14 protein-coding genes are annotated in these 16,821 nt (G+C 58.6%); 6 read left to right on the top strand and 8 right to left on the bottom strand.

What is annotated here, in order from left to right; all coding sequences use genetic code 11:
- Window positions 1–36: 36 nt before the first annotated feature.
- Together ilvN and AC2FI8_RS12225 are read left to right on the top strand one after the other, a co-directional pair.
- A complete protein-coding gene (ilvN, locus tag AC2FI8_RS12220; RefSeq protein ID WP_496767016.1) occupies window positions 37–597 on the top strand; it encodes an acetolactate synthase small subunit in 561 nt (186 codons plus the stop codon).
- A 291-nt stretch (window positions 598–888) separates the two neighbouring features.
- The gene (locus tag AC2FI8_RS12225) at window positions 889–1,623 is read left to right on the top strand and encodes a helix-turn-helix domain-containing protein (RefSeq protein ID WP_496723309.1); all 735 of its coding nucleotides are present in this window, start codon (window positions 889–891) and stop codon (window positions 1,621–1,623) included.
- A 5-nt stretch (window positions 1,624–1,628) separates the two neighbouring features.
- Here AC2FI8_RS12225 and AC2FI8_RS12230 read toward each other — a convergent pair whose 3' ends face one another.
- From AC2FI8_RS12230 to prfB, 3 genes are all read right to left on the bottom strand, one after another.
- Entirely contained in the window at window positions 1,629–2,411 is a 783-nt protein-coding gene (locus AC2FI8_RS12230; RefSeq protein WP_496779259.1) for a DUF2189 domain-containing protein, read from the bottom strand.
- Between the two features lie 33 nt (window positions 2,412–2,444).
- Complete coding sequence (locus AC2FI8_RS12235) at window positions 2,445–3,839, bottom strand: amidase (protein ID WP_496779261.1); 1,395 nt, start codon at window positions 3,837–3,839, stop codon at window positions 2,445–2,447.
- 190 nt (window positions 3,840–4,029) lie between these two features.
- A complete protein-coding gene (prfB, locus tag AC2FI8_RS12240; protein WP_058277539.1) occupies window positions 4,030–5,157 on the bottom strand; it encodes a peptide chain release factor 2 in 1,128 nt (375 codons plus the stop codon).
- Window positions 5,158–5,233: 76 nt separating this feature from the next.
- On the opposite strand from prfB, the gene AC2FI8_RS12245 reads away from it, so the two are divergent.
- Complete coding sequence (locus AC2FI8_RS12245) at window positions 5,234–6,067, top strand: aminoglycoside phosphotransferase family protein (protein ID WP_496779263.1); 834 nt, start codon at window positions 5,234–5,236, stop codon at window positions 6,065–6,067.
- Here AC2FI8_RS12245 and AC2FI8_RS12250 read toward each other — a convergent pair.
- From AC2FI8_RS12250 to AC2FI8_RS12260, 3 genes are all read right to left on the bottom strand, one after another.
- Entirely contained in the window at window positions 6,061–8,547 is a 2,487-nt protein-coding gene (locus tag AC2FI8_RS12250; RefSeq protein WP_496767010.1) for a penicillin-binding protein 1A, read from the bottom strand. The genes AC2FI8_RS12245 and AC2FI8_RS12250 overlap by 7 nt on opposite strands.
- Window positions 8,548–8,642: 95 nt before the next feature.
- On the bottom strand, window positions 8,643–9,863 hold the full coding sequence (locus tag AC2FI8_RS12255) for an N-acetylmuramoyl-L-alanine amidase (RefSeq protein ID WP_496779265.1): 1,221 nt from the start codon (window positions 9,861–9,863) through the stop codon (window positions 8,643–8,645).
- Between the two features lie 66 nt (window positions 9,864–9,929).
- Window positions 9,930–11,093, bottom strand: a complete 1,164-nt coding sequence (locus tag AC2FI8_RS12260; RefSeq protein WP_496779267.1) for a pyridoxal phosphate-dependent aminotransferase — start codon at window positions 11,091–11,093, stop codon at window positions 9,930–9,932.
- On the opposite strand from AC2FI8_RS12260, the gene AC2FI8_RS12265 reads away from it, so the two are divergent.
- The 3 genes from AC2FI8_RS12265 (at window position 11,092) to AC2FI8_RS12275 (ending at window position 14,361) form a co-directional block, all read left to right on the top strand.
- A complete protein-coding gene (locus AC2FI8_RS12265; protein WP_496779271.1) occupies window positions 11,092–12,474 on the top strand; it encodes a M48 family metalloprotease in 1,383 nt (460 codons plus the stop codon). The genes AC2FI8_RS12260 and AC2FI8_RS12265 overlap by 2 nt on opposite strands.
- Window positions 12,471–13,229 carry a DsbA family protein gene (locus tag AC2FI8_RS12270; protein WP_496779273.1) on the top strand — a complete coding sequence of 253 codons (759 nt, stop codon included), beginning with the start codon at window positions 12,471–12,473 and terminating at the stop codon, window positions 13,227–13,229. The genes AC2FI8_RS12265 and AC2FI8_RS12270 overlap by 4 nt, the downstream gene beginning before the upstream one ends.
- A 61-nt stretch (window positions 13,230–13,290) precedes the next feature.
- On the top strand, window positions 13,291–14,361 hold the full coding sequence (locus AC2FI8_RS12275; RefSeq protein ID WP_496779275.1) for an agmatine deiminase family protein: 1,071 nt from the start codon (window positions 13,291–13,293) through the stop codon (window positions 14,359–14,361).
- 26 nt (window positions 14,362–14,387) lie between these two features.
- Here AC2FI8_RS12275 and ispG read toward each other — a convergent pair whose 3' ends face one another.
- A complete protein-coding gene (gene ispG, locus AC2FI8_RS12280) occupies window positions 14,388–15,509 on the bottom strand; it encodes a flavodoxin-dependent (E)-4-hydroxy-3-methylbut-2-enyl-diphosphate synthase (protein ID WP_496779277.1) in 1,122 nt (373 codons plus the stop codon).
- A gap of 71 nt (window positions 15,510–15,580) precedes the next feature.
- Entirely contained in the window at window positions 15,581–16,795 is a 1,215-nt protein-coding gene (locus tag AC2FI8_RS12285) for a helix-turn-helix domain-containing protein (RefSeq protein ID WP_496779279.1), read from the bottom strand.
- Between the last annotated feature and the right edge of the window lie 26 nt (window positions 16,796–16,821).

Below are 16,821 nucleotides of genomic sequence, written 5' to 3' on the forward strand. Positions count from 1 at the left end.
GCACCCGACCATCACAGGATTATGAAAGGGACATAAATGTCTGCCCTACATATCAAAAAAGGTGCAACGCGCCATTCCGCCTATAACCTACGCCCCACGTTTTCGGACGTGCAGGAACGCCATACGATTGCTGTCTTGGTCGAAAACGAACCGGGTGTGCTAGCTCGCGTGATCGGGTTGTTCTCGGGCCGGGGTTACAACATCGAAAGTCTGACCGTCGCCGAGGTGGATCACACTGGCCACCTAAGCCGCATCACCATCGTCACCACCGGCACCCCTCAGGTGATCGAACAGATCAAAGCCCAATTGGGCCGTATCGTTCCGGTGCACGATGTTCACGACCTGACTGTCGAAGGCCCATCGGTCGAGAGGGAACTGGCGATCATCAAGGTTGTCGGCGCGGGCGACAAGCGGGTCGAGGCGCTGCGTCTGGCCGATATCTTTCGCGCCAGCGTTGTCGATAGCACGTTGAATTCGTTCATCTTCGAGCTCACCGGTGCCCCTGACAAAATCGACGCCTTTGCCGATCTGATGCGCCCGCTGGGCCTTGTCGAGATTGCACGCACCGGCGTGGCCGCCCTGCTGCGCGGCGACTGACTTTTTCGCCTCGCCCCCCCCTTTTGATACCGGGGCGAGGCGCAGTCCCAGGACATGCTCAAACAATACTGCTGTATGTTGCTTATGAGCATGGTTACCCAAAAAGATCATACAAATTGACGTAAAGCCTATTGCGTTTGCCTGCCCCAACGTTAACTTCGGGGGCGTAGCGTGGTGTTGGGATGCGCCAGCTGGGGTCACCAGTACGATTGTGAATGCATGCACGGCCAAAAAGGTCGGGTGCGTCGCACTTTTTGAAATGACACTCTGGAACCTGGGACAGAAATGACCATGAGTATCCGCAGTCCTGATGAATTGCGCCGGATGTTCGGCGACAATCTGCGACAATTGTCGCGGCAATATTCGTCCGTGTCCGAGCTGTGCCGCCAGCTGGGCATCAACAGGACCCAATTCAACAGATATCTGGCCGGTGAGAGCTTTCCCCGCCCCGATGTTCTGGATCGCATGTGCCGGTTTTTCGAGGTCGACGCCCGTATCCTGTTGCGGCCTCTGGAGGAAATTGAAACGCCACCGGAACATCCGGCTGCTTCGGCCCTGACTGAATTCCTGGGATCCGGCCCCTCAACGCTGACCGAAAACCTGCTGCCGGCGGGCTTTTATTATGCGACGGAAACGGGACTGGACGGATCTCCCATGACCAGACACCGGCTGATCCACACGCGCCGTTTGCCGCAATGCACGCTGGTGCGCAGCTATGAGCCCGAAAATGAGGGGATACCGGCCGACACCACCAGACGTGAAGTACAAGGCATCGCGGCTTGCGCCGGACGGCAGATTTTTATCCTTATGTCCAGCCGCGCAGCCCAAAACAGCCGTATCTACCTTGTAACGCGCGGCGCTGAAGAAAACTCCGAGCGATGGCGTGGCATTGCAATTTGCCTGTCCAAGACCAACGCTCAGGCGACCACAATGCGCCGGATTTCGCTGAACTATTTGGGCAATCAGGCAAAGGCCGCCCTTCCTGCGGCGCGCGCTGCCAAACGGCTCAAGCAAAGCGCTGCATAGGCTCTTCAAGCGTCTTTCCCGGCTCCTGCCAGAGTGATCAGACGATACAGGTGCCAACTGGCATGCCCCAGCAAAGGCAAGACGATCAATAATCCCAAAAACCACGGGATCATGGCCAAAAATGTCACGACAGCCACGAACACACCCCACCCCAGCATGATCTTCGGGTTCGACCGAACATAGCTGAAACTGGCGATCATCGCAGTCACGAAGTCCAGTTCTCTATCCAGCAACATCGGGATCGAAAGGACGGTGATCATGTATAGAATAAGGGCGAAAATGGCCCCCACGATGCTGCCGACGGCCAGCATAGTCAGGCCATTGGGTGTCATAAAGACCTCTAGCGAACTGGAGACGTTGGTCATGGTCGACAGCCCCATGAACAACGCAAAGATCATATGACCCAAGAAAAACCAGAACAGGAAAATCACCACGATAATCGCGCAGATGGATGGCAATTGACGACGGCTCTGCTGGAGGACAACGCCGAAAACCTCTTTGAAATCCAAAGGTTCACCCTGTTCCAACCGGTGTGACACCTCATACAACCCTACTGCCGCAAAAGGGCCGAGCAATGGGAACCCTATGGTGGCCAGCACCAGCCAGAATGACGTCTGCGTCTGCACCGTGACCCACGCCATGGCCAAGCCAGCCAACACATAGAACCCACCGAACAACAGGCCAAAAACAGGTGCCCGACGAAAATCAGCCCAGGCATGGCGCAACGCCTCGCGCAGCATTCCGGCATCCACAGGTCCCATATCCGGAACCCCAAAGGGTTTTTCCATGCTCTGTTTCTCCTCCTGTTTCCGGCGCTCTCCTCAAGCCGGTCGGTTTTGTGGCCACCCGGTCGCGTCGTGATACGCGGCTCCGATTGACAATATATCCGTATCCGCGCCGCGCGGGCCAAAGACTTGCATGCCCATCGGTAACCCGCCTGCCCCAAACCCTACCGGCACCGACATACACGGCAAGCCAATCAAGCTGACTGGAATCATGACCTGCATCCAGCGGTGATAGGTATCCATGCTTTTACCGGCAATCTCGGTGGGATACGGGAGCTCAAGTTCAAACGGCCAGACTTGAGTAGACGGCAGGATCAACGCATCAAATCCTTCGAACAGTTCAGCCGCGCGCCGGAACCAATCCGATCGTACAACACTTGCCTGATGCACCTGCATCGCCGTCAAGGCTTGCCCCTGGTCAAGCTCCCATTGCGCCGTGTCCTTCAACTGCGCCCGCTGTTCAGACTGCGGGGCGAGACTTGCCGCCACGCTCCAGGATCGTAAGGTCGACCAGCTTTCGAATATGCGTTCGGCATCAAAGGGCGGCGCAACAGCTTCAACCTGCGCCCCCTGCTGTACGAAAACGGACAGCGCATCCCGGCACAGGTCCAAAATACCATCCTCAAACGGGAACGCCCCACCCCAGTCGCCCAGCCAGCCAATCCGCATACCGGCCAGATCGGCCGCCTGAACAGGAGACACTGCAGCATTGTGCGGGGTTGCAGGATGCCGCGGGTCCGGCCCTGAAATCACGTCCAACAACACACCCAGATCTTCCGGGGCTCGTGCCATTGGGCCAAGCGTGGACAGTTGGTGAAGGAATATGTCGCCCACCGGTTCAGGCGGCACACGTCCCCAACTTGGGCGAAACCCATAGACATTGTTCCAGGCCGCGGGATTGCGCAGACTGCCCATCATGTCAGAGCCATCCGCCAGCGCCACCATCCCGGTGGCCAGCGCAACCGCTGCCCCACCCGATGATCCACCGCATGTCTTAGAGTGATCATACGGGTTACGCGTGGCACCATAAACGGGATTGAACGTGTGCGAGCCCAAACCGAACTCTGGCGTATTTGTTTTACCGATCAGGATTGCGCCGGCCGCCCGCATTCGTGCGGCTATCAGATCGTCCTGTTCGGGTACATGATCGCGATACAGCGGTGATCCCTGCGACGACACCACCCCGGCGACATTCACCAGATCTTTGACCGCAATTGGCAACCCATGCAACGGGCCCGTCACTGACCCCGCATCCAGCGCACGCGCCTCGGCCATCAGCGCCTCTTCATCACGCAGCGCAACAATCGCATTCAGCGGCGGGTTGACCGCCGCAATGCGATCCAAGGTTTCACGCATCAGATCAGCGGCTAAGAGACGCCGGGCCGAAAGCGCCGCCAACAAGGCAGTTGCGGTTGTCTGACTTAAATCCATCCGGGATCCATCGCATTCAGTGTTACCAAGTCGCGATCAGCCTAGCGAGGCAGCAACCCCATTTAAACCCGTGTTTTACATATATCTTTTACCTTGCGCACCGCAGTGCACAGATCCGCGTCATCTGGCCAAAATCATCCCGGGGGAGTCTCCGCCTGCGGAGACGGGGGCAGTGCCCCCTGGCGGCGTCTCAGCCGTCGCCTTGCGCCTCGGAGCGGCTCTTGCCCGCCACATCCATCGCAAGGGTGGCAGCCATGAACCCATCCAGATCGCCATCCAGAACACCCTTGGTGTCAGACGTCTCATGGTTGGTGCGCAGATCCTTGACCATCTGATAAGGTTGCAAAACATAAGACCGGATCTGGTTGCCCCAGCCCGCATCACCTTTGGCCTCATGTGCTGCGTTAATGTCCGCGTTGCGACGGTCCAATTCCTGCTGGTACAGGCGCGATTTCAGGGCTTTCATGGCAATATCACGGTTCTGGTGTTGCGATTTCTCAGAACTGGTCACGACGATCCCGGTCGGAATGTGGGTAATCCGAACCGCCGAGTCCGTGGTGTTCACGTGCTGACCACCCGCGCCCGAAGACCGATATGTGTCGATACGAATTTCGGACGGGTTCACCTCAATCTCGATATTGTCGTCGACCACCGGATAGACCCAGACCGAACTGAAGGATGTGTGCCGCTTGGCCGCCGAGTCAAATGGCGAAATGCGCACCAGACGATGCACGCCGCTTTCGGATTTCAGCCAGCCATAGGCGTTGTGACCCGAAATCTTGTAGGCGGCGGATTTGATGCCCGCCTCTTCGCCCGCAGTCTCGGACTGCAGCTCTACCGTGTAGCCCTTCTTCTCGGCCCAACGGACATACATGCGCGCCAGCATCGAGGCCCAGTCACAGCTTTCGGTGCCACCGGCGCCCGAGTTGATTTCAAGGAACGTGTCATTGCCGTCGGCCTCGCCATCCAGCAACGCCTCAAGCTCCTTCTTGGCGGCCTTCGCCCCCAATTTCTGAATGGCGTCTTCGGCGTCGGTGACGACCTCTTCATCCTCTTCCATCTCACCAAGTTCGATCAGCTCGATATTGTCGCTCAGATCGGTCTTGATCGACTCATAGGTTTCAATGGCGTCCACCAACATCTGACGCTCGCGCATCAGTTTCTGCGCATTCTCAGGGTTGTCCCACAGGTTGGGATCTTCGACCCGCGCATTGAATTCCTCAAGACGATGAGGAGCGGTCTCATAGTCCATACGCTGCGCCAGCAGCTCCAGCGACTTTTCGATTTCCGCCACGGTGTTCTGGGTTTCGGCGCGCATGGTCTTGTCCCAACTTGCTCAATCAGGCCTGCGTGATAGCAAGAGGCGCGGGCCACCACAAGACAGGCGAGACGGAATGCAAAACGCGTTGAACGAGTTTCTGACCAGATGGGATTTGGAAGACGCACAGCCCGTCGCAAATACCGGGCATGCACACGTGTGGAAGGTCCGAACTTTGGACAACACGCCTGCCACCCTCAAGATCTATCGCCGCCCAAACCGTGGCAATGAAACAGCTGGCCCGCACCTGATGCACCTGTGGCGTGACCGGGGTGCTGTGCACATACTGGCCGAGGCCCCCAACGCCGTTTTGACGGAATGGCTTGAAGGACCGTCACTTGGGGATATCGCACGGTCAGGTCGCCCGGATGAAGCAGTGCGCGGTCTGGCGACGGCAGCGGATCGACTGCACCAAAGGTCGACCATCGACACGACCCGGCTGAAACCGCTTCAGGAAGTCTTCGCGCCAGTTTTCGACTGTCAATTCTCGGACGATTGCCCGATCCGACTACGGCACGACATGATGCAAGCGATCAGCATTGGCCGTCACCTTCTGGACACGCAGGATACGGTTGTTCCGCTGCACGGGGACCTGCATCATGACAACGTGATCGCAACACCTGCCGGGCCTCGGGTCTTTGACGCCAAGGGGTACATCGGCGACCCGGCATTCGAGCTGGCCAATGCCCTGCGCCACCCCAAAGGCATGCCAGAGTGGGTTCGCCGACCTGAACAGATTGAAACTGGCCTGGCGCTATACGCGACCGCCATGCGGGTAAAAAAAGGACGACTTGCCCAATGGGGTGCCGCAAAATGTGCTCTGTCGATCTTCTGGCGCGCAGATGGCACCGTCACACATGACCCGGAAGAAGACCTGTTGAACCTTCTCCTGAAAGCAGCGGATCAGTAAAGACCGCCGCCCTGCAGATCACCCTGGCTGGCGTTGGGGCCAACAGTGATTGTGTTGCCGGTCGACGTGGTAACCTGACGGCCCGAGCTGGCCTCTTCGAACAGAGGCAGGTCGGAGCCCATCGCAAAGCCACCGTCGTAGACACGGTCGATAAAGCCGTCGACGCCATCGCGGAAATATTCGGCCACGACATAGTCACCGGAAGCATCGGCAGGCAGGCGCGCGCCACTAAAGCGGTCGATCTTGATGAAGTGGCCGCCTTCGGGCACATCAAACGGACCACCGCCGTATTTCTCGACGGCTTTCTCCATGAAGCTCTGGAACACTGGCCCGCACAACGTACCCCCATAGGCCCCCCGCCCCATCGGACGCGGGCGGTCATAACCGATATAGCAACCAGCAACGATGTTCGAGGTGAAGCCAATGAACCACGCATCCTTGGATTCGTTCGTCGTACCCGTTTTACCCGCAGTAGGCACCGGCAGATTGACGACACTGGACGCGGTCCCGCGATCAACCACACCTTTCATCATCGACGTCAACTGATAGGCGGTGATCGCATCCATGACCTGAGAGCGATTGGTCTCGATGGTGGGCGACTCGTCCGGCTCAAGCCAGGCCGAGTTACAATCCAAGCACTGACGGTCATCATGGCGATAGATCGTCTTGCCGAACCGATCCTGAATACGGTCAACCAGAGTGGGTTCCACCCGCTCCCCGCCATTTGCGAACATCGCGTACGCGGCGACCATCTTGTACAGCGTGGTTTCTTCCGACCCCAGCGAGTTCGCCAGGAACGCGCCCATACGGTCATAGACACCAAACCGTTCCGCGTAGCCAGCGACAACAGGCATGGTCACCTCTTGCGCCAGACGAATGGTCATCAGGTTCCGTGACTGTTCGATCCCCGTGCGCAGCGGCGTTGGGCCGTAGAATTTGTTCGACGAGTTCTTGGGTCGCCACAGACCTTGGGGGGTGTTCACCTCAATCGGGGCATCCACAACGATGGTTGCAGGGCTATAGCCACTGTCCAGCGCGGCGGCATAGACGAAGGGTTTGAAGCTGGAACCCGGCTGGCGCTGCGCCTGTGTGGCGCGGTTGAACACCGAATCCTGATACGAGAACCCGCCCTGCATCGCCAGAACACGGCCCGAGTTCACGTCCATCGCAACAAAGCCGCCCTGCACTTCCGGTACCTGACGGGCGGACCACTGGCCTTCCTCTCCAGCCATGACCAGAATGACGTCACCGCGCTTGAAGTTTGCCGCAAAATCACCTTGCATCCATTTGATGTCAGCACGCGGGACGATGCCGTCTGCCGGACCGTCCTCGATCCCTACGGTCAATTGCTGTTCACCCACATTCAGTACAACGGCCGGATACCACTGGGTCGGCAGCACTACGTCGCGGGGAATTTCCATGATGGCCAAGGCTTCGCGCCATTGCGCCTCATCCGCCAGTTTTTCTTCTGGGATCACCTCGCCCGTACCACGCCACTTCCCACGTGAACGGTCGTATTTCTGCAATGCGGTGCGCAAGGCCTTGGCTGCCTCAAGCTGCATTTCCTCGTCAACCGAAGCGCGAACCGCGAAACCCCCAGTAAAGAATTCGCCCTCGCCGAAATCCTCGCTCAGTTGGCGGCGGATCTCGTCGGTGAAATAGTCACGCGGCGGCAACGCCGTACGGAAGCTTTCGAAATCTCCGTTCTGGACCGATCGGAGGGGCATTTCGACTTCGACCTCATAGGTCGCCTGATCGATATACCCATTCTGGTTCATCTCGCGCAAAACGTAGTTGCGGCGCGCCAGCAGGCGGTCCTTTTGCCGAACCGGGTGATAATCCGACGGTGCCTTGGGCATGGCGGCCAAAGTTGCGGCCTCGTGCGGCTCCAGTCCCTGCAAAGTCTTGTTGAAATAGGTCTGCGCAGCAGCGGTCACGCCATAGGAGTTCTGACCCAGAAAGATCTCGTTCATGTAAAGTTCGAGGATCTGTTCCTTGTCCAGCGTATCCTCAAGCCGGGTGGCGAGGATGATTTCCTTGATTTTCCGCTCGGCGCGGCGGTCGCCGGACAGCAGGAAATTCTTCATCACCTGTTGTGTAATGGTCGATGCACCGCGAACGGTTTCGCCCTTGGACTTCACCGCCTCGACACCGGCGGCAATGATACCGCGCGGATCGTAACCTTGGTGGGTGTAGAAATTCTTGTCCTCAGCCGAGATAAACGCCTGCTTCACCAGATCTGGAATCTCTTCGGACGGCGTGAACAAACGGCGTTCCTGCGCGAACTCGTCGATCAACTGGCCTTCGCCCGAATAGATTCGGCTGATCGTGGGCGGTTTGTACTGCGCCAACGATTCATGGCTGGGCAGGTCGCGCCCATACATCCAGAAGATCGCGCCGACGACCAGCGCGGCCATGAAGATACCCAATGTCACGAGGCTGAAGATCGCCCCGAAAATCGAAAGAATGAAACGGATCACGTTACTGCCTTTTACTCGCGGTGACGCCTATATAGTGATGGCCCGGCGCAGGGTCAAAACACGATGGCCAATAATAGCCGGTTTACGTCGCAGGGTCACTGACCAATCAGGGATCTTTTGATCAGGTCATCTTGCCGCCACTTCTGCAGACCATCGACAATGCCCTGCGCCATTCCAACGCGCCATTTCGGGTTCCTGATATTCTGCAGGTCCCGAGGGCTGGAGAGAAATCCAAGCTCGACCAAAACCGAAGGAATGTCCGCTGCCTTGAGAACCGAGAAGGAGGCCGTGCGGATCGGCCTACTGTTCATCGGGCCGCCCTGCTGTGTCATGCCATCAGCCAGCGCACGGGCCAACGCATCAGTTCGAGGCTTGGTTTCCTGCCGAGCGATATCCAGCAGGATATCGGCCACTTGGTCATCCGCACCGCTCAAATCAATCCCCGAGATCAGATCACCGCGGTCATGACGTTCCGCCAGCTTGTCACTGGCCACATCTGATGCTTCGTCTGACAAAGTATATACTGCGGCACCATGCGCCCGCCCTTCAGACAGGATATCTGCATGCAGTGAGATAAACACATCGGCACCGGCTCTATGCGCCAGCGCGATGCGCCGTTCGAGCGAGACGAATTGGTCATCAACCCGCGTCATCACCACTTCGAACCCTCCGGTCCGCAACAAATGCTCGCGAAGTTCGCGCGCGAAGGTCAGCATCAGGGTCTTTTCCTCCAACCCGTCGACCTCGGCCCCCGGGTCGATGCCGCCATGACCGGGGTCAAGCATGACCCGCAACGCGCCTGCCCCGCCGCGGCGCGGCTGGGCAGGGGTTACTGCGGGTTCAGGCAGATCCCAACCTTGTTGACGGGGTGCCCCTGCACCGGCAGCGAATGAATCGAATTCGGTTCCTTGCAGAAGCAGCGACAATTGCGCCCCTCCAGCCGTTTCATCAATTTTCATCTCGGCGCGGTCGACGGCCAAAGGCGCGCCAAGCTCCAGAACCATCCGAGACCAGCCGGGAACATATGCTCCGAACTGAACACCGCTGATACGATCGGTCTGCAGAAGTGTTTCGCGGTCAAGCCCGGTCCAGTCAACCTCTTGAAAATCAAGTACCATGCGGTAGGGATCTTGCAATGTGAACACGCGGTAAGGCACGCCTTGGCTGAGGCCCAGATCGACCCTCACCCCTGCGCGACCTTCGTCCACAATGCGACTGTCATCCGGCAACACGCGCGCAAGCGCGCTGAAGTCATGCGCGACTGCAGCCGTCGACAGCGCCCAAAACAGCGCAATGGCGTAAATGATCCTGCTCATGGCCTCAAGTTTTCCCGAGATCGTTTGTCTGGCACCCTATCGCATCCGGAGCCCGTTGTGAACGGCTCAGGCCTGCTCCGTAATCGCACCGCAATCCGCCATAAAGCGGTGCAGTCGCTGCAGACCCTCTTCGATGTCCACCGTCGAGCGCGCGTACGAGAACCGAAGCGTCGTATGACCGCGCAGCAGGTCGAAATCCAGCCCCGGCGTGACGGCTACCCCGGCCTTTTCCAGAATTTCAGCTGCAAAGGCGCGGCTGTCGTCGGTCAGGTCCGAAACGTCGGCGTAGACATAAAACGCCCCATCCGGCGGCGCGATATTGGTGAAACCGGCCTTGGGCAGCCCTTCCAGCATCAATTGGCGGTTGCGGCGATAGACATCCAGATTAGCCTGCAATTCATCGTTGCAATCCATTGCCGCCAGCGCAGCCACTTGGCTGGCGTGCGGCGCACAGATGAACATGTTCTGGGCAATCCGTTCAACCACCCTCACCTGATCTTCGGGAACCACCATCCAGCCAACGCGCCACCCAGTCATCGAGAAATACTTGGAAAACGAGTTGATCACATAGCAGTCATCAGTCAGCTCCAGCGCGGTGACGGCCTTGGCCTCATATTCCAGCCCATGGTAAATCTCATCGCTGATGAACGAAGCGCCCTGCCCCTGTGCGGCGTCTATTAGCGAACCCATGGCTCTGTGATCCAGCATCGTGCCCGTGGGGTTCGCAGGCGACGCAACCATCAGGCCCTGCAGGTCGAGCCCTGCGAAATCGGATGGCACGGGTTGCAGCCGGTTCTCAGGTGCAGTGGGCAGATCGACAGGGACCAGACCTAACGCTTTCAGAATCTGCCGGTAAGACGGATAGCCCGGCGCGCCGATACCCACGCGGTCACCGCTATCGAACAGGGCAGTGAAAGCCAGCAGAAACCCGCCGGACGACCCTGGTGTAACCACGACGCGGTCGGGGTTGAGATCGACGTTGTACCACTCACCGTACAGGCTTGCGATCCGTTGCCGCAGCGCGGGTAGACCCAAAGCCACGGTGTAGCCCAGCGGGCCTTGATCCATTTCTCTGGCCAAGGCCTGAACGGCCCCCTTGGGCGCGCCCGTCCCCGGCTGGCCGACCTCCATATGGATGATGTGCCGCCCGGCCTCTTCAGCGCGGCGCGCGGCCTCCATCACATCCATCACGATAAAGGGATCGACCCCGGATCGGGTTGAGTTTCTCATGCCCATCTCCCATGTTGCAGCCATGGCTTTTGAACGCTTATCCAGGCTGGCGTCAATCCCGGCCCTGTTGCTGATTGCAGTGACATGGATGGGCAGTGCGTTTCAGTCCAGCGCTCAAAGCCTGATCCGCGACCCCGATATCGAGCACGGGTTGCGCGAACTGGCCTTTCCCATTCTGCGGGCCGCTGGGCTAAACACAAACCGGGTGAAAATTCTGGTCGTCAACGACAGCACCTTCAACGCGTTTGTCATTGATTACAACGCGATATACGTAAACTACGGACTAATCCTGACCGTCGAAAGCCCTGAGATGCTGCAGGCCGTGATCGCGCATGAGGCGGCCCATATCGCCAACGGCCATCTGGCCAGACGGGTTGAAAACATGCGCGCCGCACAACGCAAAGCCCAGCTGGGTACTGCGCTGGCCCTGATTGCCGCAGCCGCAGGTGGTGGCGAGGCCGCAGCGGGAATCGCCGCCGGCACATCCGCGTCTGCCCTGCGCAGTTTCCTCGGGCACACACGCGCAGAAGAGGCATCGGCCGACCGCAGTTCTGCCAGCTACCTGCGCGCGGCGGGGATCTCACCCAGCGGGATGGTTGCCCTTCACCAAAAGTTTGCAGGTCAGGAGTTGCTGAACACCGCCAACCAAGACCCCTATATGCGATCCCATCCCACCAGCCGCGAACGGCTGCGCGCCGCTGAAGCGTTTGTGGGCGAGTTCAGCGATCATGCGTCATCCAACCCCAACGCCGACTACTGGTTCGCGCGGGTCAAGGGCAAGCTATCGGCCTTCCTGCGTTCGCCGGGCTGGACCTTGCGCCGGTTGAAAGAGGAAAGCGCGCAGGACATACGCCTGATGCGCGAAGCTGCCGCCCATCATCAAAACCGCGATCTGGCCCGCGCAAGGACAGCGATCGACGGCGCGCTGGAAATCCGGCCCGATGATCCGTTCTTTTATGAGTTAAAAGGGCAGATTCTATTGGAAAACAGGAAGTTGACCGATGCAATTAAAGCTTATGGACAGGCTGTTGAGATGTCTCCGAATGATCCATTGCTTCTAGCGGGGTACGGGCGCGCCTTGCTGGCAGATGGGCAGACGACCGACGCCCTGAAGGTGCTTGAAAAGGCGCGCGCGCGGGACTATCGCAATGCACGACTAATGCAGGATCTTGGAATGGCTTATGCCAAGGTCGGAAATAACGGCATGGCCTCGGCTGTGACCGCAGAACGCTATGCCCTGCAAGGCCGCTTGGTCGATGCAGGCATTCACGCAAAACGCGCCGTCGGGCAATTGCCCGAAGGTTCACCTGGTTGGCAACGAGCACAGGATGTGTTGATTGCCTCGGAACGAGCTAAGAAAAAGAAAAGGAACCGGAAATGATCCTCAGACATGCTGCACCCGCCCTTCTGGGGCTTTCCCTGATCACCGGCCCCGCGCAGGCCCTGGACCTGAGCACCATGAGCGATGCTGAACGCGAGCAGTTCGGTGAGCAGGTGCGCCAGTACCTTCTGGAAAACCCCGAAGTGATCATCGAAGCGATCAACATCCTTGAACAGCGCAACGCCGTTGCCGAAGCCGCCGCAGATAAGGATCTGGTCGCGGCCAACGCAGACGAGTTGTTCAACGACGGCTATAGCTGGGTCGGCGGCAACCCTGATGGCGACATCACTCTGGTCGAGTTCATGGATTACCGTTGTGGCTATTGCCGCCGCGCCGTGCCCGAGGTCGCGAGCCTGTTGGCCGAAGATGGCAACATCCGCCTTGTAATCAAGGAATTCCCGATCCTGGGCGACGCCTCGGTCCTGTCTTCGCGTTTTGCGGTCGCAACCAAACATGTGGCTGGCGCTGACGCCTACAAACAGGTCCATGACGCGCTGATGGAATTCGGTGGAGAGCCTTCCGAAGTCTCCCTGCGCCGGATCTCGGATGGCCTCGGCCTGGACAGCGATGCGATCATTGCGGCCATGGACAGCGAACAAGTTACGGATGAAATCGGTAAGACCCGTGCGCTGGCGCAGCGTATGCAGATTTCAGGAACACCTTCATTTGTTCTGGGCACCGAAATGCTGCGTGGGTTCCTGCCAGCGGAGCAGATGAAGCAGATTGCGGACGGTGTGCGCGCAGAACAGGGTTGATGAACAAAGAGTATCTCTCGCTGAGGTGCTCTTCACCCAACGGCCTATTGGGGTTTTCACAATGAAGCGTAGGGAAGTTCTGCTGTCCGGCGGGGCGATTGGGTTAATGAGTGTCACACAGCAACCTTTTGCCCAAGCTGGCTTGGGCTATTTTGTCCCCGCGGAAGAAACACCACACCAACGCACTTTCATGCAGTGGCCGGTAAGCAGCAATGTGTATCCAGATGCCCACTTGCGTGATCTGGTGCAGCAAGCAATCGCCGATATTGCCAATGCGATATCGCCATTTGAACCGGTGACGATGCTGGCCGCTGCCGAATACCATTCGGCAGCGCGTGAAAAACTTTCAACGGATGTTGAATTGTGGGACGTCCCAACCGAGGACCTTTGGTGCCGGGATTCCGGACCGATCTTTGTGATTTCAGACACCGGTGACATGGCGATCCGCAAAATCCAGTTCAATGGCTGGGGTGAGAAGCAAGCACACAAACAGGACGCTCGTGTCGCTGGTCGCGTTGCTGAACGACTGGGCCTGCCGCTCCTTCCGTCCGGCCTGAACGGTGAAGGTGGAGGTGTTGAGCAAGACGGGCACGGCCTGCTCATTGCGCATGAAAGCTCATGGGTGAATGACAATCGCAACCCTGGCCAGTCCCGTAACGAGATCGAAGCCAAACTTTTGGCCGCCTACGGAGCAAACCGCATGATTTGGTCCGAGGGTGTTTGGGGCGAAGACATTACCGACTACCATATCGACAGTCTGGCACGCCTTACCGGACCGGGTCGTGTTCTGGTCAACCTTCCAGACGAACCTGATTTTCAGGACCCCTTCCACCTTGCGGCATTGGACACGCATGACCGATTGGTTGCGGAAGGTTTACAAGTAGAGGTTATTCCGGAACCAGTCAGAAGGCGGGTCAAAGATCCAGAGTTCGTGGCGTCCTATGCAAACTACTATGTTTGCAATGGCGCGGTCATCATGGCCCAATTCGGTGACAAAGAAACCGACACCATCGCGCGCGACGCCCTGTCCCGACATTACCCGGGGCGCGAAGTTGTGGCACTGAACGTCGATATTTTAGGCGAATTTGGTGGCGGTATTCACTGCGCAACGCAACAAATGCCCGCCGCCTGAAGTGACCCAAGGGTCAGTGACATCAACTATTCCGCCGCCTCAGCCACGGCGTCCAGTTCCGCCGCCTTCTTCTCGACCTCTTCGACGATGTGATCAATCATCTGGTCGTTCGACATCTTGTGGCTGGCTTTACCTGCCAGATAAACCATACCGGATCCGGCCCCGCCGCCGGTGAAGCCTACATCGGTCATCAGCGCCTCACCCGGGCCGTTCACTACGCAGCCGATGATCGACAGGCTCATCGGCGTTTTGATGTGTTCCAAACGCTGTTCCAATGCCTCGACTGTTTTGATCACGTCGAACCCCTGCCGCGCGCAGGAGGGGCACGAGATGATGTTCACGCCGCGATGGCGCAGGCCCAGAGATTTCAGAATCTCGAAGCCCACCTTTACTTCTTCGACCGGGTCAGCGGACAGGCTGACACGGATCGTGTCGCCAATACCCATCCACAGCAGATTACCCAGCCCGATGGCCGATTTGATGGTGCCAGACACCAGCCCGCCCGCCTCGGTGATGCCTAGGTGGATCGGCGCGTCCGTAGCCTCGGCAATGCCCTGATAGGCCGCTGCGGACAGAAAGACGTCGCTGGCCTTCACGCTGATCTTGAATTCGTGAAAGTCGTTGTCCTGCAGGATGCGAATATGCTCCAACCCGCTTTCGACCATCGCCTCGGGACATGGTTCGCCATATTTCTCAAGCAGGTGCTTTTCCAGACTGCCCGCGTTTACCCCGATCCGGATCGAGCAATTGTGGTCGCGCGCGGCGTTGATGACTTCCTTCACACGCTTTTCATCGCCGATATTGCCTGGATTGATGCGCAGACATGCAGCCCCCGCTTCGGCAGCTTCGATGCCCCGACGGTAGTGAAAGTGGATGTCGGCCACGATGGGAACCGGGCTTTCGCGCACAATCTCTTTCAACGCCTTCGATGACGCCTCATCTGGGACGGACACGCGCACAATATCAGCGCCCGCTTCGGCGGCGGCTTGAACCTGCGCAACGGTCCCAGCAACGTCTGTTGTCAGCGTGTTGGTCATGGTCTGAACAGCAATGGGCGTGTCGCCCCCGACCGGAACATTCCCGACCATGATCTGGCGGGATTTGCGGCGATAAATGTTTCGCCACGGGCGGACATGATTAAGGGACATGAGGACGGGTCCAGAGCTGCCTGAGTTGCGTCTTTAAATAGTCCGCCTACCCGGCCACCGCAATGGCCAGATCACTCAGCAGACGTTTCAGGTACTTCCGCCTGAAGTTCGGCCACCAATTGTTTGAGGGCGCTATTCTGTTCGGCTTCCAGATCGGCAACCTCATAGCGTTCGGCAACCGCGTCTTTGGACAGCAGAACACCTTTGGTCACTGTGCCCGGCGCGCCAACAGGCCCGAAATGCTCACCGTTCATCGAGAAATAAACGGACCCCGAAGCCCCTGCGCGCAGCTGCGGCGGTTCTTCGGTCAGAGGTATCTCGAATGTGTTGCCCTGCTCGACTGTTCCTAGCGTACCCTCGAACAGGACGCTTCCATCTGCGGCGCGAATACGCATCCAAGATGGTGCAACGGCAACAATTTTCAGCGTGGTATCAACCTGCTCGACCACCTGCGGCAATGCGAGGCGTTCAACTGTGTGCACCTCGGCCACTTCAATCCGGGGTGCCTCTGGTGGACGGAATGTACCCACGGTACGCGGGTCCAGCGTAGCAATCGGAGCGTCACGTGCCACAAGAACCGGAACATCCAGCGCCTGTGGGCGATAAAGGCGATCCAGCGCCTCAGGGGTCGGTGCGGTGGTATCTGCGGCTTCGGCAATTTCTACCGGTTCGCGGGCTGCATCCAACGGGTCGAGATCGGACAGAACCACCGGAGCCTGTTCAACCGGGCTCACCTGAACCTGTTGGATTTTGTTCAGAACCGCCCAGCCGCCATAGCCAATGCCGCCAATCACCGCCAGCAGAACCAGAGACGAGCCAATGGCGCGGGGTTCGATCTGGCTGACCAGAGATTCCCTGCCTGGAATGTAAGGGGTATTTGGCGAAATGAACGGATCGCGCCCCATCGGGCCCCGCGCGGGCAACCCGCCAGATGGTTTGCGCACAACCGAAGCCTCGGCTGACATACCATGGGCAACTTCGAAGCCGCTCTCGGCGCAGAAGGTGGCAAAAGTATCATCCGGGTTCATGCCCAGATAGCGCGCATAAGAACGCACATACCCGGCGATGAAGCCGGGTGTGTCAAACGCATCAGGATCAGCGTCTTCAATGGCAGCTATGTAGTTGGCCTTGATCCGCAGTTCGCGCTGAACATCCAGAAGAGACTTGCCCATCGTCGCGCGTTCGCCGCGCATCCTGTCGCCAAGCCGCACCTCATAGTCGTCAAAGCCCTTTGGCCGGACGTCTGTGTCTTCTTCGGAATCGCGCTGCGATCTGCGCCCAATCATTCCTGCTGCCCCATTCTGCCTTGCGC

It is taken from the genome of Ruegeria sp. CDSB029 (assembly GCF_059611125.1).

Coding starts and splice junctions, on each gene's coding strand:
- ilvN (WP_496767016.1), top strand. CDS start 37: ATGTCTGCCCTACATATCAAAAAAGGTGCAACGCGCCATTCCGCCTAT.
- AC2FI8_RS12225 (WP_496723309.1), top strand. CDS start 889: ATGAGTATCCGCAGTCCTGATGAATTGCGCCGGATGTTCGGCGACAAT.
- AC2FI8_RS12230 (WP_496779259.1), bottom strand. CDS start 2,411: ATGGAAAAACCCTTTGGGGTTCCGGATATGGGACCTGTGGATGCCGGA.
- AC2FI8_RS12235 (WP_496779261.1), bottom strand. CDS start 3,839: ATGGATTTAAGTCAGACAACCGCAACTGCCTTGTTGGCGGCGCTTTCG.
- prfB (WP_058277539.1), bottom strand. CDS start 5,157: ATGCGCGCCGAAACCCAGAACACCGTGGCGGAAATCGAAAAGTCGCTG.
- AC2FI8_RS12245 (WP_496779263.1), top strand. CDS start 5,234: ATGCAAAACGCGTTGAACGAGTTTCTGACCAGATGGGATTTGGAAGAC.
- AC2FI8_RS12255 (WP_496779265.1), bottom strand. CDS start 9,863: ATGAGCAGGATCATTTACGCCATTGCGCTGTTTTGGGCGCTGTCGACG.
- AC2FI8_RS12265 (WP_496779271.1), top strand. CDS start 11,092: ATGCCCATCTCCCATGTTGCAGCCATGGCTTTTGAACGCTTATCCAGG.
- AC2FI8_RS12260 (WP_496779267.1), bottom strand. CDS start 11,093: ATGAGAAACTCAACCCGATCCGGGGTCGATCCCTTTATCGTGATGGAT.
- AC2FI8_RS12270 (WP_496779273.1), top strand. CDS start 12,471: ATGATCCTCAGACATGCTGCACCCGCCCTTCTGGGGCTTTCCCTGATC.
- AC2FI8_RS12275 (WP_496779275.1), top strand. CDS start 13,291: ATGAAGCGTAGGGAAGTTCTGCTGTCCGGCGGGGCGATTGGGTTAATG.
- ispG (WP_496779277.1), bottom strand. CDS start 15,509: ATGTCCCTTAATCATGTCCGCCCGTGGCGAAACATTTATCGCCGCAAA.
- AC2FI8_RS12285 (WP_496779279.1), bottom strand. CDS start 16,795: ATGATTGGGCGCAGATCGCAGCGCGATTCCGAAGAAGACACAGACGTC.